General features: G+C 58.3%; 7 protein-coding genes and 1 pseudogene. 3 read left to right on the top strand and 5 right to left on the bottom strand.

Annotated elements, in window-relative coordinates:
• The first annotated feature begins 1,441 nt into the window (after nucleotides 1–1,441).
• The 3 genes from OZX71_RS08635 to OZX71_RS08625 all read left to right on the top strand — a co-directional run bounded on the left by OZX71_RS08635 (nucleotide 1,442) and on the right by OZX71_RS08625 (nucleotide 8,481).
• Nucleotides 1,442–5,074: a BspA family leucine-rich repeat surface protein gene (locus tag OZX71_RS08635; protein ID WP_277160034.1), complete on the top strand. Its 3,633-nt coding sequence runs from the start codon at nucleotides 1,442–1,444 to the stop codon at nucleotides 5,072–5,074.
• A gap of 235 nt (nucleotides 5,075–5,309) precedes the next feature.
• Entirely contained in the window at nucleotides 5,310–7,058 is a 1,749-nt protein-coding gene (locus tag OZX71_RS08630; protein ID WP_277160033.1) for an isopeptide-forming domain-containing fimbrial protein, read from the top strand.
• A gap of 295 nt (nucleotides 7,059–7,353) precedes the next feature.
• Nucleotides 7,354–8,481, top strand: coding sequence for a class C sortase (locus tag OZX71_RS08625; RefSeq protein WP_277160032.1), 1,128 nt, complete (start codon nucleotides 7,354–7,356; stop codon nucleotides 8,479–8,481).
• A 99-nt stretch (nucleotides 8,482–8,580) separates the two neighbouring features.
• Here the strand turns inward: OZX71_RS08625 and pknB are convergent, their stop codons facing one another.
• The 5 genes and pseudogenes from pknB to OZX71_RS08600 form a co-directional block, all read right to left on the bottom strand.
• Entirely contained in the window at nucleotides 8,581–10,626 is a 2,046-nt protein-coding gene (gene pknB, locus OZX71_RS08620; protein ID WP_277160031.1) for a Stk1 family PASTA domain-containing Ser/Thr kinase, read from the bottom strand.
• A gap of 398 nt (nucleotides 10,627–11,024) precedes the next feature.
• Nucleotides 11,025–11,924: pseudogene (locus tag OZX71_RS08615) on the bottom strand (serine/threonine-protein kinase); the annotation flags it as partial.
• On the bottom strand, nucleotides 11,921–13,390 hold the full coding sequence (locus OZX71_RS08610; RefSeq protein WP_277160030.1) for a penicillin-binding protein 2: 1,470 nt from the start codon (nucleotides 13,388–13,390) through the stop codon (nucleotides 11,921–11,923). The gene OZX71_RS08610 and the pseudogene OZX71_RS08615, both read right to left, overlap by 4 nt.
• The gene (locus OZX71_RS08605; protein WP_277160029.1) at nucleotides 13,387–14,940 is read right to left on the bottom strand and encodes an FtsW/RodA/SpoVE family cell cycle protein; all 1,554 of its coding nucleotides are present in this window, start codon (nucleotides 14,938–14,940) and stop codon (nucleotides 13,387–13,389) included. The genes OZX71_RS08610 and OZX71_RS08605 overlap by 4 nt, the downstream gene beginning before the upstream one ends.
• Nucleotides 14,937–16,751: a PP2C family serine/threonine-protein phosphatase gene (locus OZX71_RS08600; protein WP_277160698.1), complete on the bottom strand. Its 1,815-nt coding sequence runs from the start codon at nucleotides 16,749–16,751 to the stop codon at nucleotides 14,937–14,939. The genes OZX71_RS08605 and OZX71_RS08600 overlap by 4 nt, the downstream gene beginning before the upstream one ends.
• Nucleotides 16,752–16,890: the final 139 nt, after the last annotated feature.

Genomic DNA, 16,890 nt, shown 5'->3' with positions numbered 1-16,890 from the left:
CTGACTGGTAGTTCCGCGCGGAATACGCGCGGCGACATTGACGTTTTAAATAAGATTAGTATACATAACTTATGTATACATAAGTTATGTACGTTAACGCTAGAAAATCATGGACGATTCTTGGGATTGCACTGAGGCTTCGTCGTACCTGCCTGTGAGCTGACTGTTAAAGGTATCCTTTTCAAACACAACTTAGGACATAACTTAGGACATGTCCTGAGTTAAGGCATGGGGCGACTTTATGATGCTACAGACGATTTTGACAATATTGATTTTGTCACCGTTGTCTACGTCGTCGTGTGGATACCAATAGGTATATTTATCCACAGCGATGAACGGATAATGGTGGATAAGTGTGGATAAGTGGGGAGTTGTGCACAGGGGTGTGGAGGGAAACGAGTGAGGTTGTGCACGAATGGTTATCCACACTATACACAGCGGGGAAGCGTTGGGATTCTGGGGTTTTGAAATAGGGGTGTGAATAAGTCGGTGACTTTTCCGCAGGAAATCCCCCGGTTATGCCCAAGTTATCCACAATCTTTTCCACATTTGTGGAAAACTACATTTGTGTAACTTGAATTGACAACAGTTCCTTTCCCCGGCATCTGGACGCGTTGTCGCTTTGGCGTTTATGAGCGGTAGATGAGGGGACGAATAGCGGAATGTTGAAGACTTAAGTCTATAAATGACACGCCGAAGTAGCTAAAAAGTTATATAGACTACACTTTGTTGTATAACAGAACAAGCATGACAGTGTAGTGTATTGCTGCCAGACGAAGAGCAACGTTTTATCTAGGGTCTGCAGGCCCCTTTGAACGGGAGATGTTGTAGCGGTATGAAGAGAATAGCAAAGGTGTTAGCGGGTGTGGTCGCCCTGTGTATGCTGGCCGCCCCAGGTATGGCGGACGCGTCGACCGCTCCGGCGGAGGCACCGTCCTCGGCTCAAACTGGTACTGCAACAAGCGGGAAGAACGATACATCTGGCGCCGTTGCGCCGAATTCCAAGGATTCTCAAGGGCAGTCTGCGCCTTCAACGAGCAAGGTGCCGGTAGCCAAGCCGACATTGCCGGCCAAGTCGGGTAAAGACGGTAATTCCGCACCATCTGTATCTGCCGCGCAAGGCGCTGATGCGGGAGAAGGAAGTGCCGTATCAACAGATAGCAATACCGCGCAAAACCAGGTTGGGCCGCAGGTCGATCCGCCATCTAATCCTGTACCTTGTACGCCATCAAACCAGAGTTCAGATTATGGATTCCGGTGGAATCTTGACACCTCGTGCACCCTGCACATCACGGGCATAGTCACCACAGGTATCCCATCTGAATATAATGGCTCAATATATCAAGACTGGTCGGACGTCGCCAATAATGTTGTCAAAGTCAGCGTTGATACTCTTGCTGCCTCGCATCTACCTGAGGGAGTAAGAATTCAGGCGTCTGGCATGTTCGAGAACATGAAAAACCTCACCGCCATCACGGGGCTGAACAAGCTTGACTTCAGCGAGACCACAACTATGCAGGAAATGTTCTTCAACGATCCGAAGCTTATCAGCGTGGACCTGACCGGTGTGGACACCCACAATGTCACAGATATGTTCGCGATGTTTGCCGATCCCGGCTATCGTGATCAGGTGAATAACGTTGATGCCAACAAGACGCGCTACGCTCTCAGTAGCGTGACGTTTGGACCGGATTTCGATACTTCGAGTGTCACTGACATGAGCAAGATGTTCTTTAACTGTGACAGCCTGACCAGCCTCGATGTAAGCATGTTCGACACCCACAATGTCACTTCCATGTGGGCCATGTTCGAAACTGATAACGTCGACAAAGGCGGGAACGACCATGCCAATGGCTACTATCCCTATCAGGGTAGGCTTACGACTATCAAGTTCGGGCCCAAATTCGATACAAGCAAGTGCTATGACATGAGCTTTATGTTCGCCAACGACATTAATTTGGAAAGTGTGGATGTCAGCCACTTCAACACAGGCAAAGTCACCACTATGCATAGTATGTTTCAGAACCTTCCCGAGGTGACTACCATCGATGTCGGTAGATTTGATACCAGCAAGTGTAAAGACACATCCTTTATGTTCTTTGGCGATGCCAAAGTGGAGAGGCTCGATGTCGGCGGATTCGACATGAGTCAGGTCACTACAACTGAGGCTATGTTCTGTGGTTGCAGGTTGGTGACCACACTGGCTGTCAGTGAGTTCGATACTGCTCTCGACACTAACATGGAGCGGATGTTCTATAACTGTCTTCACCTGGCTTCGCTGAATGTTAGCGGGTTCAACACCAGTGCGTGCACCACTATGAAAAAGATGTTCGGTTATGATTGGAGTCTCACCGTATTGGATGTGAGTCATTTTAACACCGCGTTGGTGCGCAATATGGAGGGTATGTTCGAGGCGTGCTCCGGGGTGTCTACATTGAATGTTTCTGGATTCGACACCAGCAAAGTCATCGAGATGGCCAACATGTTCGAAGGTTGCAACAGTGTACTAGAACTCGACGTCTCGCACTTCAATACCAGTAAGGTGGGCACGTCAACAGAAACGAATGGACAGGATTCGACCTGTACCCTCACGCACACGGCCGTTGACGCTGACGGTCATCATGTTTATCACAATGTGTGTGATAACTCGATGAATTATATGTTCGACGAATGTTATTCACTTACGCATCTCAATGCTGGTGGATTTGATACGTCTCATATCACCGGCACCAGCTGTATGTTCTTTAATGATTACCGACTAGAAACTCTAAACCTCGGAAGTTTTGACACTAGGAAATGCACCGAAATGAAGGAAATGTTCGGTTATATCAATACTCGTCTCAAGGCTATTGTGCTTGGTCAATATACGCGTGTGCCTATTATCGGTACAGGATCAGATGCAAAACCAGCAGACAGTACTAATATGTTCGAGGGATTGGGATCCGTCGACTACTGGGTACAGGTAGATCCTGCTCATCCAATAACCCCCAACTGGAAGTGGGAGCAGATGATCGGTGGCGAAGGCCTGGGTGACACCTCTGGCAACGCGCCGCGTAATCAGACTACCACTTATGTGCACGATGGCTGGGTGGCCCTGAAATTCGAACCTAACAATCCTGCGAATACTGATCACGAAAGTATGGATGGGGTCACCGGCTCGATGGACGTTTACGCGGCCAAGGCTGACGCCACTCTGGATGAGATGCCGGTTAACCACTACACCATCGCCGGCCGTCGCTTCGTGCATTGGAACACCAAGGCGGACGACTCCGGCACCACCTACAACGTTGGCGACTCCTATACCGTTCCCTCTGGAACCCCCAAGAACACGACGATAAAGTTCTACGCCCACTGGTACAAGCTGCAGGCTCAGCCGGAGGTCACTAAGGTGGAGCAGGTGGGCCATGCGGTCAACGGTGCGATACCTACCGACGGCAGCGCCAAGGTTAACGTTACCGTCAAATACACTGCGCCGGAAGCAGCGAACACTGCTGCCACGCTGAATATCTATGCCAAGCCAGGCCGCAACAGCTTCCTCACGGAAGCCGACGTCCTGAAGTTCCCCATCATCTCCAAGACAGGTGCCGGTATACCAGGCGGTACGGCGGGTGACGAGGTGACTAACACCTTCTCTGTGAATGCGTCGGACATCAAGTTCATCAACAACTACCCGGACTTCAACTGGACATTCACCGTCATCGAGAACCTCACGGGTGTCGACGGCGAACAATCCGACTGGAAGGCCTACTACGGCGAGGGCTCGCACCTCGATTTCGCTCCGCCCGTCATCCAGCCTGATGCTCCTCAGTACTACCGCGTGACCGGCAAGAGCACCGACGCCATGACCGGCATGCTGGACGACAACAAGACCGGACTTACGGCCCCCACCTCCTCGGACGGCTGGGACACCAGCGTTTCCGGCAATCCGGCGGCTCCGGCGTTCCCGCACCACGAGAAGGCCGGCAACTCCATGACCTTCAGTTGGGATGAAGAACCTGGCGGTGTGCCAGCGACGGCATCCTCCGACCCGCTCAACGGCAAGTGGAGCGTGCATATGGATGACATCACACAACTTACTGAACCCGTCGGCATCCGTGCCACTGATAGTCTCGGCAATCAGTCTTACGCGACGACGGTGCAACTCGTGTTCACGCCAGTTATCGATAAGGTGACCAGCCCCACCACAGTCAAGGGCGAACTGCCGCAAGGGTCGGTGGTGAAGGTCAAGCTTTCGCATCTGGCGCCAGCGGGAGATACGTGGAATAAGCTCGACCTCGGTTTCCGCCCGCTGCGCAACAGCTTGCCCGACAAACCCAGCGATCCGACCGACATGGGTACGCCGTTCATCAGCTTCAGCAGAGGACTGTGCAGTGTATCCACCGATGCCGGCTGCGGCGATACCACCGTGGCCGAGACCGGTGACGAAGCAACCGCCGTGGTCGACGTGCCCGTCGATGCTACGCACCTCTTCACGCAATATCCGAGCCTGGAATGGACTATCGAGGCCAGGGCCGAGGTCGGTGCCACGTCGAGCGGCGTCGCCAAGATGCACCAGTTGCTCGATATGGAGCCTCCGAGCATCGACCCAGCGAAGAACACCTTCAACACCAACGAGAAGATCACCGGTCAGCTGTGGAACTCCACGCGAACGGCCGATGAGACCCCTGCTTGGACGCTCGGTGGCACGCCTCCGGTCAACCCGGCGCAAGACGACGAACTCGGCGCCAAGCTCAAGGTCACCTGGCCCGACGGCACCACCGCGAACTCGGATGACAACCCCGACGTGGTGAGTGTGGACGGCAACGGACACTTCTCGCTGACTGTGCCCAACGGCATGAAAGGCGGCACCGCGCAGCTCCTCGCCACCGACACCGCGAGCAACGAATCCTATGAGTGTGGTGTTGAGCTCAAGGCGCCGTATCAGTTGCTCAGTGCACTGCCGCTGACCGGTTCCGGCTCGGTGAGGACGCGTATCGTGCTCGGTGCTCTCGCACTCGCCGTTCTGTTCGTCGGCATCTACGAAACCCGCGCTCGTCTTGTCAAGCGTCGTCGGTGGAATCAGGTGATGCGTTGATGAGGCAGCGAATGAGTAAGACTGGCGTCGGTATCGCGCGATGTCGGGCATATGGTTTGCAAGGCCGTCACAGCGGCGGCTTGGCGCAGAAAAGAAATAAAAGGAGCAGGGTGTACGCTTCATGCAATTGCTCGCCATAAAGCTATGGTCTGTTCCCCCAATTAATAAAAGTTTTACGGCAGGAGTCATTAGCCTGTTGTGAAGGAAAACCTTTCAAGTAGTAAGGTGAAAAGAAATGAATAAGAAAGTAAAGAACGCGGTAGCGATCCTCGCATCCGCAGCGACGTTGCTCGCCATGGGCGCGTTCGGTGTCGGCTCCGCGAATGCGGCTGAGAGCCCGGTAGAAGTTGGCGACAACAACGGCACGATCGTCGTGCACAATGTGCCGGCTGGCCACACGCTCACAGCTGTGGAGATTGGTACGTATCAGCAGGCTTCCAGCTCAGCTGCAGGTTCGTTGGACAATGTCGCCGTTGCTACGCCTTCGGCTTTGAAGAGCCAAATTCTCACCGCAGCCAACACCGCGCGTGATGCGTATACCGGATCGCCGGCTCTGTCTGCGGTTGATACGGAAAACCCGATGGGATGGGTCGCGAACAATTTCCTGGATTCTAAGGACAGCCCGTACAAGGGCAATCTGCGTAACTTCGTCACTGCATTGGTGAAGGGTGATACCTCTACCAGCCCGGCCACCCCAGCTTTGAGCTTTGACGTGAGCGCAACCTCTTATGACACCACTGAACACACCGCCACATTCTCGGGTCTGCCTGTCGGCATTTATGTCATTAAGGATACGCTGACAACCGGCCATGGTGATGAGACCGCGTCCATCCCCATGCTGGTAGGCACCACCATCGGCAACGACTACACCACGTTGAATGGGGCTGACTTGGGCAAGGTCGACATGAAGAATCAGCTTGAGACCTTCGTGACTAGCTTCAAGAAGTATGCTTCGAAGCTCAACACCACGGATTTGACCGACAGTAACCGCGCCGGTAAGTTGGAAACGGCCAAGATCGGCGACAAGGTTGAGTTCACGTTGGAAGGCGAAGTGCCGAACGTAGTTGGCTTTGATGGCTTCACCTACACGATGACTGATAAGGCGACTGCTGGCCTTCATTATGATGGCAACGCAGTGGTCACCGTCGATGGTGCCCTTAAGACCAGTGACGTGACCATTACCCCTGCTTCGGGAAACGATCCGATGACATTCGTTTTCTCGTACGATAAGTTGAAGGGCTACACTCCTGGTAAAACCATTAAAATCACCTACACCGATACGCTTACGACGCTCACTCCTGCTCACACTTGGCAGAAGAACACCAACGACGCTACCCTCGAGTATTCGAATGATCCGGCGGACAGCACCTCCACAGCCAAGATTGATGCCAAGCAGACGAAGTTGGCCATGTATTCAGTGAAGCTGAACAACAAGAAGAAGGCTGATGGTTCGGTGATGACCGGTGGCAAGTTCAAGATCTATGAGGGTGACTCCGCCACTGGCAATCCGCTGAACTTCAAGGGTGACGCTGGTTCTTACACTTACGACGCCACTGCCACTGGTACTGGTACTACCACCGAGGTTGCGACCGATAACGACGGCAATGTGGTTGTCGACGGTCTTCCTGACGGCACGTACACGTTCCAGCAGACTGATGCTGCAGACGGCTACACTCATTCGACCTTCAAGGTAATCATCAAGAACAACGTTGATGGTACTGCGGATGCTTTGCCGAATACGGACGATGCTGACTTCACCAACACTGCTGATGCGTTTGGCTTGGTAGGCAAGAATACGATCAAGCAGAATACTCTTGATCACTGGCAGGGCATTATCGAGGTTGACAACGCTAATGCTATCAACCAGCTGCCTCTCACCGGTGGCGCAGGCATCGCGATGCTCGTGGCGCTGATCATGGTCTCCGGCTGCATCGCCGGTGGTACCGCGGTGCTGCGTCGTCGTAGCGCCATGAAGCGTAACTGAGACGCCAATCGTCAGGTGAGGTCAATGGCATGAGCAACGCTCATGACCACCGATCGCCACAGATGAATGGCTGATATATATGAGACGGTCAGGTTCGGCAGTATCTTGAACCTGACCGTCTCCGCGTCTTGGCGACGCGGTTGCAAGTTTTCGGATGTTTACAATTTTTCAAACTTTTAGGGTTCGGGTGGGATCGCTCGACATCCGTGGTATCGAGATTCAGCAGGCATAAAAGGTATCGATTCCAGTAAGTAGACTACTGGTGGGACGATGGAAGACGGCAAGGAGTTTTCGATTGGTTGGTGCGATGAAACGCAGCGGTCGTGCTGCGGGTAGTGGCTCCCATGCCGGTGTAGACGTGGATGAGCGGTTGGATCTTCTGTCGTTCGACGAGATCGCGTTTCAGCGAACGAGTCGACGCGCCTACGTGTATCGTATGATCATCGAGGCGATTCACGATTTCTTCGTGCTGCTCACCGTGGCGTTGATCTTGTGGGCGCCGATCAACTGGGGGGTCAACGCCCAGCGCGAGGCACAGACGGCTATTCGCTCGGCACAGGAGGTCGCGAAATGGCCGCAGGGCAAAGTCGTCAACGAGTACCATGACGTACAGGCGTATAACCGCAAAATCGCGGCTTCCGGCCAATATGAACTTGGCGAGGTATCCGATCCGTTTTCCAAACATTCCAGTGGCGATGACGGCACTGGTTCGAAGAAAGACGCCAAATATCAGTCGTTGCTGGACACCGGCAACGGGGTGATGGGCAGCATACGCGTGCCCAAAGTCTCGATCCACCTGCCGATCTACCACGGCACCTCGGAGGATACGCTCGCATCCGGCGTGGGGCATCTGTACGGCACCAGCCTGCCCGTGGGCGGCAAGTCGACCAACAGCGTGCTCACCGGCCACCGAGGGCTGGCCAACGCAATGCTGTTCACGAGGCTTGACCAGGTGCGCATCGGGGATTCGTTTTACATCACGACGCTGGGCCGGACGATGGGCTACCGCGTCGTCGCCATCAACGTCGTCAACCCCAAAGACACGCACCTCTACAAGGTGGTGCCCGGACAGGATCTGGTCACGTTGATGACCTGCACCCCTTACGGCGTCAACACCCAGCGGCTGGTCATCACCGGCAAGCGGGGCAAGATTCCGCAGCAAGTGCCGGATATCGACGATTGGAAGGATGCGGTGCTGATGGGCGCAATCGTCGCAGCTGTGGTGCTTTTCCTTGGCTTGCTGCTGATATTGAGGCGCAATTACCGTGTCCTGCTGCCCATGCCGCTGCACTACGAAGGCACTCCGGCGTACAAGCCGATTCCTCTCATCCGTGTTCTTGACTCACGTGGGCTTCCGCCCTTGGGGGCGCTGCCGGCGCATATGCTGCGAAGCAAATATCAGCGCTACCGGCGTCGGCATTGAGAGCGTGAGTTTCAAATAGCCGCTTGATTCGCGAACGAATCAAGCGGCTATTGTTTTGCTAGTCGTTATTTTTACTAGTCTCTCTGTTTGCTAGCCTCACTACTGTTGTTTGCTGTTGTCGGTGTTGTCGCCGCTGGGGGCGGCAGGCTTGGCCGGAGCGCGGGTGCTCAGCGTGATGGTGTCGCCCTTCGTGGCCTGCGATCCGGCGGACGGGGAAATGCCGATCACTTCAAGGTCGTCATTGCCTTCAGCGGGATTGACGTTGAAGCCGGCGGCCTTAAGGGCCTCCCTGACCTGGGCGACCGTTGAATTGCCGCTGGTGTCGACGTTGGGCACCGCCACCTTCGGCTTGCCGGAGGAAACGTAGACCGTGATATTGCCGCGCTGTGCGAGGCTGGAGCCGGCTGCCGGGTCGGTGCGGGTGACAAGACCCTGGTTCACGTTGTCGGAAGCCTCTTGCTTGACGACGACGGTGAACGCCTTGAGCTGGTTCAGCGCCTGGTCCTGCTGCTGGCCGGTGACGTCGGGCACCTTGGCCATGCCCGAGGAAACGTACAGCATCAGCGATGTGCCCTTTTCGGTGGCCGAGCCCGCTGCCGGGTCGGTGCGGGTGACCATACCCTGCGCCACGTCCGCGCTGTCTTCGGTCTGGGTGGCCGGAGACACCTTGAAACCGGCCTTCGTAAGTATGGACTTGGCGGCATTCACCGATTTGCCCTTGACGTCAGGCACCTGGCCCGACTGCGGTCCGGCCGAGAACCAGACCTTGACGGTCGACCCTTTGGGGGCCTTGGCCTTGCCCGCAGGATTCTGCTTGGTGAATGTGCCCTTGGGCTCGTTCGAATCGGTATCCTGCTCGACCTTCATCTTCAGCCCCACTTCGTCGAGCTGTTCTTCGGCCCGGGCCTGGGTGGTGGTGGAATTGAAGGCGGGGACGGTGACCATTTCCGCCTTCTTCATGTGGGTGACGCCGTAGACGATGCCCACGATGGCGAGAATGGCGACGACGGCGCCGATCACCGAGCCGATGATGATTTTCTTCTTCTTTTTCGCCTTGGCCTCGGCGGCCTTTTCGGCACGCGACTTGAGCGCGGTGCCGGTGCCCGGAGCCAACTGCGTGGCCGCGGGGGCACCGTACGTGCCGGTCAACGGGTCAAAGGCCTGCGTCGCCGTGGTTTCGACCGGGTTCATCGCCTCGGTGGCCGCGGTCTGCTCGGCCTGCTTGCGCTCCTTCATATTGGCGAGGTCGGTGAGCGGGTTGAACGCCGCCGCCACCGGGATGCCGCCGTTCATATAGGTGAGGATATCGTTGCGGAACTCGGCGGCCGTCGCGTAACGGTTCTGCCGGTCCTTGGCCATCGCCTTGGCGCAGATCTGGTCCCACATCTTGGGCAGTCCGGGCACGATGGCGCTGGGCGGGGTGGCGACCTCCGAGACGTGCTGGTAGGCGATGGCCACCGCCGAATCGCCGGTGAAGGGCGCGCGGCCGGTGAGCATTTCGTAGAGCACGCAGCCGGCGGAATAGAGGTCGGAGCGCATATCGACGGTCTCGCCGCGGGCCTGCTCGGGGGAGAGGTACTGCGCGGTGCCGACCACGCCTTGCGACTGGGTCATCGTGGCCACGGAGTCGTCGAGCGCGCGGGCGATACCGAAGTCCATGACTTTGACCATGCCCTGCTCGCTGATCATGATGTTGCCGGGCTTGATGTCGCGGTGGATGATGCCCATCCGGTGCGAATAGTCGAGCGCGTTGAGCACCCCCAGCATCACCTGTTCGGCGTCGCGCTGGCTCAGCGGCCCGTTCGCCTTGATGATGTCGCGCAGGGTCTGGCCTTTGACGTACTCCATGACGATGTAGGGCACGCGCTCGGTGTTGCCGTCTTCGGTGGTGATGGCCTCTTCGCCGGAATCGTAGATGTTGACGATGTTGACGTTGTTCATCTGCGCGACGGAGTGCGCCTCGCGGGCGAAACGACGTAGGAAGATATCGTCGTTGGCAAGGTCGGAGCGCATGATTTTCACTGCGACGACGCGCCCCAGACGGGTGTCTTGGGCAATGTGGACCTCGGCCATGCCGCCGCGTCCGATTAATTGTCCCAGCTGATAACGGCCATTTGCCAGTGACGTTGGCATATTGGTGCTCATTGCTGCTCCTTCCGGTTTTCGGTGTTTGCTGCCTCGCCGGCATCTTCAGGTTTCAAGGTATCCGGTATTTTGAAGTCCTGTATGGCGTGGACGGTTGCTGTCATGGTATTCAATTCCTCTTGCACCGAGGGGGAGAAACGTGAGTCGACGTTGCCGTTGCCTTCGTCCTCGACGTTGCCGTTGTTGTCGACGTTGCCTTCGTCCTCGACGTTGCCCTCGTTCTCGGATTCATCCGGTATAGGCCCGATTTCGGCGGCTTTGGCGGCGACGACACGGGATTCGCCGGTATCGTCGGACCGCTCTTCGGCCTTTCCGACGTCGGGGCCCGCTTTCGCGACTGTCACATTGCGGCTCGGCGCTACGGCAGGGCTGCCTGCCACCGTTCCGTCGGGAGAATACGGGGCGCTGACCACGCGCCGCGCGATGCGCCCGTCGCGGGAGACCATCGTGGTCTCGCTGAACGACGCCTCCTGATCGAAAAGCCGGCGTTCGATATGCGAAAGCGTGCGGGAGACCACCAGCGCATCCTTCGGCCGGTCGAGCGGGTCCTTGGCAAGCATCGACATCACGAATTGAGCGAGTTGCAGGTCGACAGTGTCGGGCAGTGGCGGAACGGCGTCGTTGACGTGTGCGGCGGCGATATCGACCGGAGTGGCGCCGGTGAACGGGCGTTGCCCGCATAGGCCTTCGTACGCCACGACTCCCAGCGAATAGATGTCGGACTGCGGGGTGGCCTTCTTGCCCTGCGCCTGCTCCGGCGAAATGTATTGCGCTGTGCCGACGACCATGCCGTCCTGCGTGATCTGCGCCTGATTGGTGGAATAGGAGACGCCGAAATCGGTGATCTTGACCTGATCGTCCTTGGAGACCATGATATTGGCGGGTTTCACATCGCGATGGATGACACCGTGGGAATGCGCGACGTAGAGCCCGCGGGCGACCTGCACCAGAATCGGCAGCAATTCCAGCGGATCCATCGCGCCCTTTTCGTGGTACAGATCGGCCAGGGACTCGCTGTCGACGTACTCCATGATCAGGAAGCCGATGCCGTCATGCTCATAGTAATCGAACAACGCGGCGATATTCGGGTGGGCCAGATCGGCGGAATTGTGCGCTTCGATGCGCAGCCTGCGCCTTTTGGCCTCCACGTCGGTCAGGTCTCCGCGCAACGCCTTGATGGCGACCACGCGTCCGAGCTGGATGTCGTAACCCTTCCAGACCTCGCCCATCCCGCCTTGCGCGAGCCGGCGGTCAAGGCGGTACCGGTTGTGAATCAGTTGACCTTCAACGAGCTTCATTTGCCCAGTGCCTCCCTCATTAACGCCTTCATGATCGGTCCGGCCGCGTCGCCGCCTGCCATATCTGTATTATGAACGACCACGGCGACCGCGATCTTGGGATCGTCCGCCGGCGCGAAGCCGATGATCCAGCCGTCGTTGCTCTGGTTGCCGACGCCGATCTGGGCGGTGCCTGTTTTCGCGGCGACCGAGACCCCGGGGATCGCCAGATTCGGGTCCTCCTTGGTGATGACGGCCTTCATCATTTCAGTGAGCTTGCCCGCCGTATCCTTGCTCATCGGCTGGCTCATCACGCTGGGGCTGGTCCGCGAGATCACGCTGAGGTCGCTGGAACGCACGCGGTCGACCAGGGTCGGGCGCATCAGCGTTCCACCGTTGGCGACGGCCGAGGCGATCAACGCGTTCTGCAACGGCGTCTCCTGGGTGTCTCCCTGCCCGATCGATGCCAGCGCGAGACGATCCGGGGCCGGGTTGTCCGGGAATTTCGAGGCGATGGCCTGCATGGGGTCACCAGTGGAATTCGAACCGTCGATCGGAATCGAAGAGCCGAAGCCGAACTTCTTGGCCGTGTCCTGGATGGCCTGCGCACCCAACGCATTGCCGAGCTGGGCGAACGCGGTGTTCGAGGAATAGGCGAAGGCGTCTTCCATTGACAGCTTGCCTTCTGCGCCGCCGTTGCCCGAAATCGTGGCGTTGGTCAGCTGGGTGTTGGTGTCGGGCAGCGTATAGCTGGCACCGGCCGGAATCGAGGTGTCCGGCTGGTATTTGCCACTTTCCAGCGCTGCCGTGGCCACGATGGTCTTGAAGCTGGATCCGGGCGGGTAAAGTTCGGAAATCGCGCGGTTGAGCATCGGGTTCGTCTGGTCTCCGGTGAGGCGCGAATAATCCTCATTGACCTTTGTGGTGTCGTGGCTGGCCAGCACGTTCGGGTCGTAACTTGGTGTCGAGACCATGGCCAGAATGCGGCCGGTCTTCGGGTCGAGGGCCACCACGGAGCCGCTCTGCCCGCCCATTTGATCGTAGGCCAGGGTCTGCAGTTTCGGGTCGATGGAGGTTTCGATGGAAGCGCCCTTGTTGGCCGAGCCGGTGAACAGCGACTTGAACTGCTGCCAGAAGAGCTGGTTGGATTCGCCGGTCAACAGTTTGTTGCGGGAATCTTCGAGGCCGCGGTCGGCACGCTGGCTGATGGAGAAGTAGCCGGTCACCGGCGCGTAGAGCGGGCCGTTGGAGTATGAGCGCTGGTAGGCGAACGGATCGTTGACCGGGTCGGACTTGGCCATCACCGTGCCGTCGGAAGCGAGTATCGAGCCGCGTGGGGCGTTGAACTCGTGGTAGAGCCCACGCTGGTTACGTGGGTCGTTGTTGAGCTTGTTGGCATTGACAGCCGTGATCATGGTGCTCGAAAGCCCCAAAACCGCGAAAAGGACGACGACGGCGGTGAACAGCTGGCGGAGGTATTTGTTCATAGCTGGCCTCCTGCCTGCGGGTCCGAGGCCGCGGAGCGGGGTACGGGGGACGACGGCGATGACACAGCCACGGGGAAACTCGAGGTGGCGGGTTCGGCGTCGTCCGAGCCCGAGTCCGAACGGGAACGCGGGTCCGAACGAGTGCGCGAGCGGGAGTGGGAATGCCTGGCTTCACGGCTCTTTTTCTGCGCGTTGCGCTCGTTGAGCACTTCCATCGCTTCGTATTGCATGGTGTTGGAAAGCTCGCCTTCGGGCTCCGGCTTGTTGGCTTCGTTGGATATGACGATCAGCAGCGCCGCAAGGATATAGTTCGCCACCAGCGACGAACCGCCGGCGGCCATATAGGGCATGGTCAGGCCGGTCATCGGTATGACCAGGGTGAGGCCGCCGACCACGGTGAACACCTGGAAGGCCATCGTGAACACGAGGCCGGAAGCGAGCAGCTTGCCGAAACCGTCCTTGATTTTCATGGCCGTGAGCAGGCCGGAGGTGATGATGATCAGATAGAGCATCAGAATCGCCATCAGGCCGGTCAGGCCGAGTTCCTCGCCGAGGGAAGAATAGATGAAATCGGAATTGCCGAGCGGGGTCAGGCCCGGGTGGCCCTGCCCGATGCCGGTGCCGAGCAGGCCTCCGGAGGCGAGGCCGAAGATGCCGGTGACCAGCTGGTAGGAGCTGCCGTATTTGCGGTTGTAGACCGCGGCATCGAAGGGATGCAGCCAGCCGTCGACGCGATAGCCGACGTGTGCGAAGAACTTGACCGAGAACACCGCCGCGACCACGAACGCGATGCCGCCGATGATCAGCCAGCTGCCGCGGCCGGTCGCGACGTAAAGCATCGAAACGAACATGGCGAAGAACATCAGCGAGGTGCCGAGGTCGTGCTGCACAACGAGCACGCCGATGGAGGCGAACCAGATGAGGATGAGCGGGCCCATGTCGCGCACGCGGGGAAGCTGCAGGCCTGCCACTTTCCTGCCGCCGACGGCCAGCTGGTCGCGGTGGTTGAACAGGTAGGCCGCGAAGAAGAAGGCGAGGAACAGCTTGGCGAACTCGCCGGGCTGCAGGGTGTGCGAGCCGAAGCCGATCCAGATTCGGGCACCGCCGATTTCCTTGCCGAGGCCCGGAATCATGGGGGAGAGCAGGAGCACCAGGCCGACGACCATGCTTACATAGGAAAAGCGGCGTAATACGCGGTAATCTCGCAGCGCGATGATGAAAATGCACGTCAGCACCAGCGCGACACACGCCCAAATCAGCTGGCGGTAGGCTACGGACGTGTTCTTGGCGTAATCGATGCGCGCGATCATCATCGTGCCGATCGCCGTCAGCAACATCACGCAGGGCAGGATCTGCTGGCTCGCGTAAGGCTGGAATTTCAGCAGCAGCGCCCACAGCACAATGAACAGTGCCGCCACCGCCACAAGGGCCGTGACGAGGTTGGCGGGGAAACCGTTGTAAACGCGCGCGAAAAGCTGGAAAAAGGCGATGCCGCTGATCGCGATGGCGAACAGCAGCAGGGCGATCTGACGCAAACGGGTGGCGATCATGCGCTCGCCGCCTCTGCGCTGGCGGTTGTGGGTGTCGTCGTTAGCGAGACGCCGTCTACAGTAGGGGAGACGTCCGCCGGTTGCGCGGCGTCGGCTTCGGCGTCATCCGGTTTGTCGCTGTTGGGATGAGTCATAACCGGGGCTACGGGTTCCCACGGCAACGGCGGATTCTTCTTCTTCGAGGTCTGGAGGGTTTTGGCCTCTTTCCTGATCATGGTGACGTGGCTTCTCGCCTCGGCGAGCGTGTCGACGGCGATGCCCTCATCCAACGCGTCGTTCCAGGATTGAGGCAGGTTGTTCAGTTTGATGTCAGTGGATTCGACTTTGTGCGAAAGGGGCAGACTGAACAGATTGGTGTTGACGCCTTGGTAAATGGCAACGGTGCCGTCACTCGTCCCCACGTAATACTTGGTTTGGCTCCAGCGGTATGCGCCGAATCCCACGCCGAGCAAAGCGCCCAGCGCGATGACGAAAGCGAGGATAACCGCTATACGGCCTCTGTTGTGCTTTTTCCTCTCTTCCCTGCGTTCGCGCAGGTGTTCGCGGCGGATGGCGCGGGCGACCTCCGGATCGTTGGGGTCGGCGGAAACACGGCCGTCCTTCTTCTTGACCACCGGAATCTCGCCGGTATCCATGTTGGCCTTGTTGTCGTTCTCGTCACGCACGGACGAGGGCTGGGCGACGTGGACGATATTCGCGTTGTCGTTGTTATCGTCGCTGTTGCTATCGTCGTCGGCATCATCCGACATGTCGGCCGGAACGGGAGGTTGGGAGTCAGGGGGGTATTGGCCGGGATTGGCGTCATCATCGCTATCGCTGTTGTTATTGTCGCTGTACCCGCCATGGGTCAAGGCTGCGGCCCGCTGAGCCGGGGACTGCTTGCCCAGCCGCAGGACCGGTGAAGAGCAGACCGGCTCCTTGATGATGTCGGCGATGGCTTCGAGGTTGGAGCCCGCGGCGCCGCCGACGACCGGGGTCTGGTGGGGAAGGTCGAAGGAATCGGCGTCGAGCGCGAGGGTCGCGTCGGCGATGACGGCCGTGACGTTGTCGGTGCTTCCGGCCTTCAGCGCCATCGCGACCAGCTGCTGGGCGCATTCCTCTTCGTCGGAAACCGTCGCGAGCATTTGCTCGAGGGTGTCGTCTTCCAGCACGCCGGAAAGGCCGTCGGAGCACAGCAGCCAGCGGTCGGTCGGTTTTGCGGTCAAAATCGCGATGTCGGGGTGCGGATCGATGTCGAAATCGCCCAGCACGCGCATGACCACATTGCGCTGCGGGTGGTTGCGTGCTTCGGCTTCGCTGATGCGGCCGGTGTCGATCAAGTGCTGGACGTAGCTGTGGTCCTGCGTCATGCGGCGGATCTTGCCGTCACGGAGCAGGTAGGCGCGTGAATCGCCGATATGGGTGATGACCCAATGGCCCGAGACGAGGGCAACGGCTGTCACCGTGGTGCCCATGCCCGCCAACGTGCGCTCGCGCTTGGCCTTGCCCACGATGGCGTCGTGGGCCGCCATCACGCTGGTTTCCATCATCGAGGCGATGGAGGCCACGTTGCTTTTGGCGTCGCTTTGCTCGATGTGCGCCAAGGATCGGATGGCGATGGTGGAAGCGGTGTCGCCGCCTGCGTGCCCGCCCATACCGTCGCAGATGGCGATGAGGTGCTCACCGGCGAACGACGAATCCTGGTTGTTGCTACGTACGGTGCCGACGTCGGAAACCGTTGTGGAATAGAGGAAAAGCTGCTCGCTGTCGGAAGTGCCGGGACGGTTGGATGGGCCGGGATGGCTTGTGGCCGAGGGCGTCACTTGGGGCATCTTGCCCGTTTTCCCATCCTGATCGATGGCGATGCGTTGGGTGTTCGGCGTGCCTTCGCCGTTACTTTCGTAGGTTTTCGCCCCGGTTTCGGTTACCGGGATCGAAGGCGGCATGGTGGAATCGGAAGGATTGGAAAGA

The sequence above is a fragment of the Bifidobacterium sp. ESL0764 genome, from assembly GCF_029395515.1.
In the GTDB taxonomy this organism is placed as follows: Bacteria; Actinomycetota; Actinomycetes; order Actinomycetales; family Bifidobacteriaceae; genus Bifidobacterium.
The sequence above is the reverse complement of the archived record's forward strand: the minus strand, read 5'-3'. Positions and strand labels throughout refer to the sequence as shown.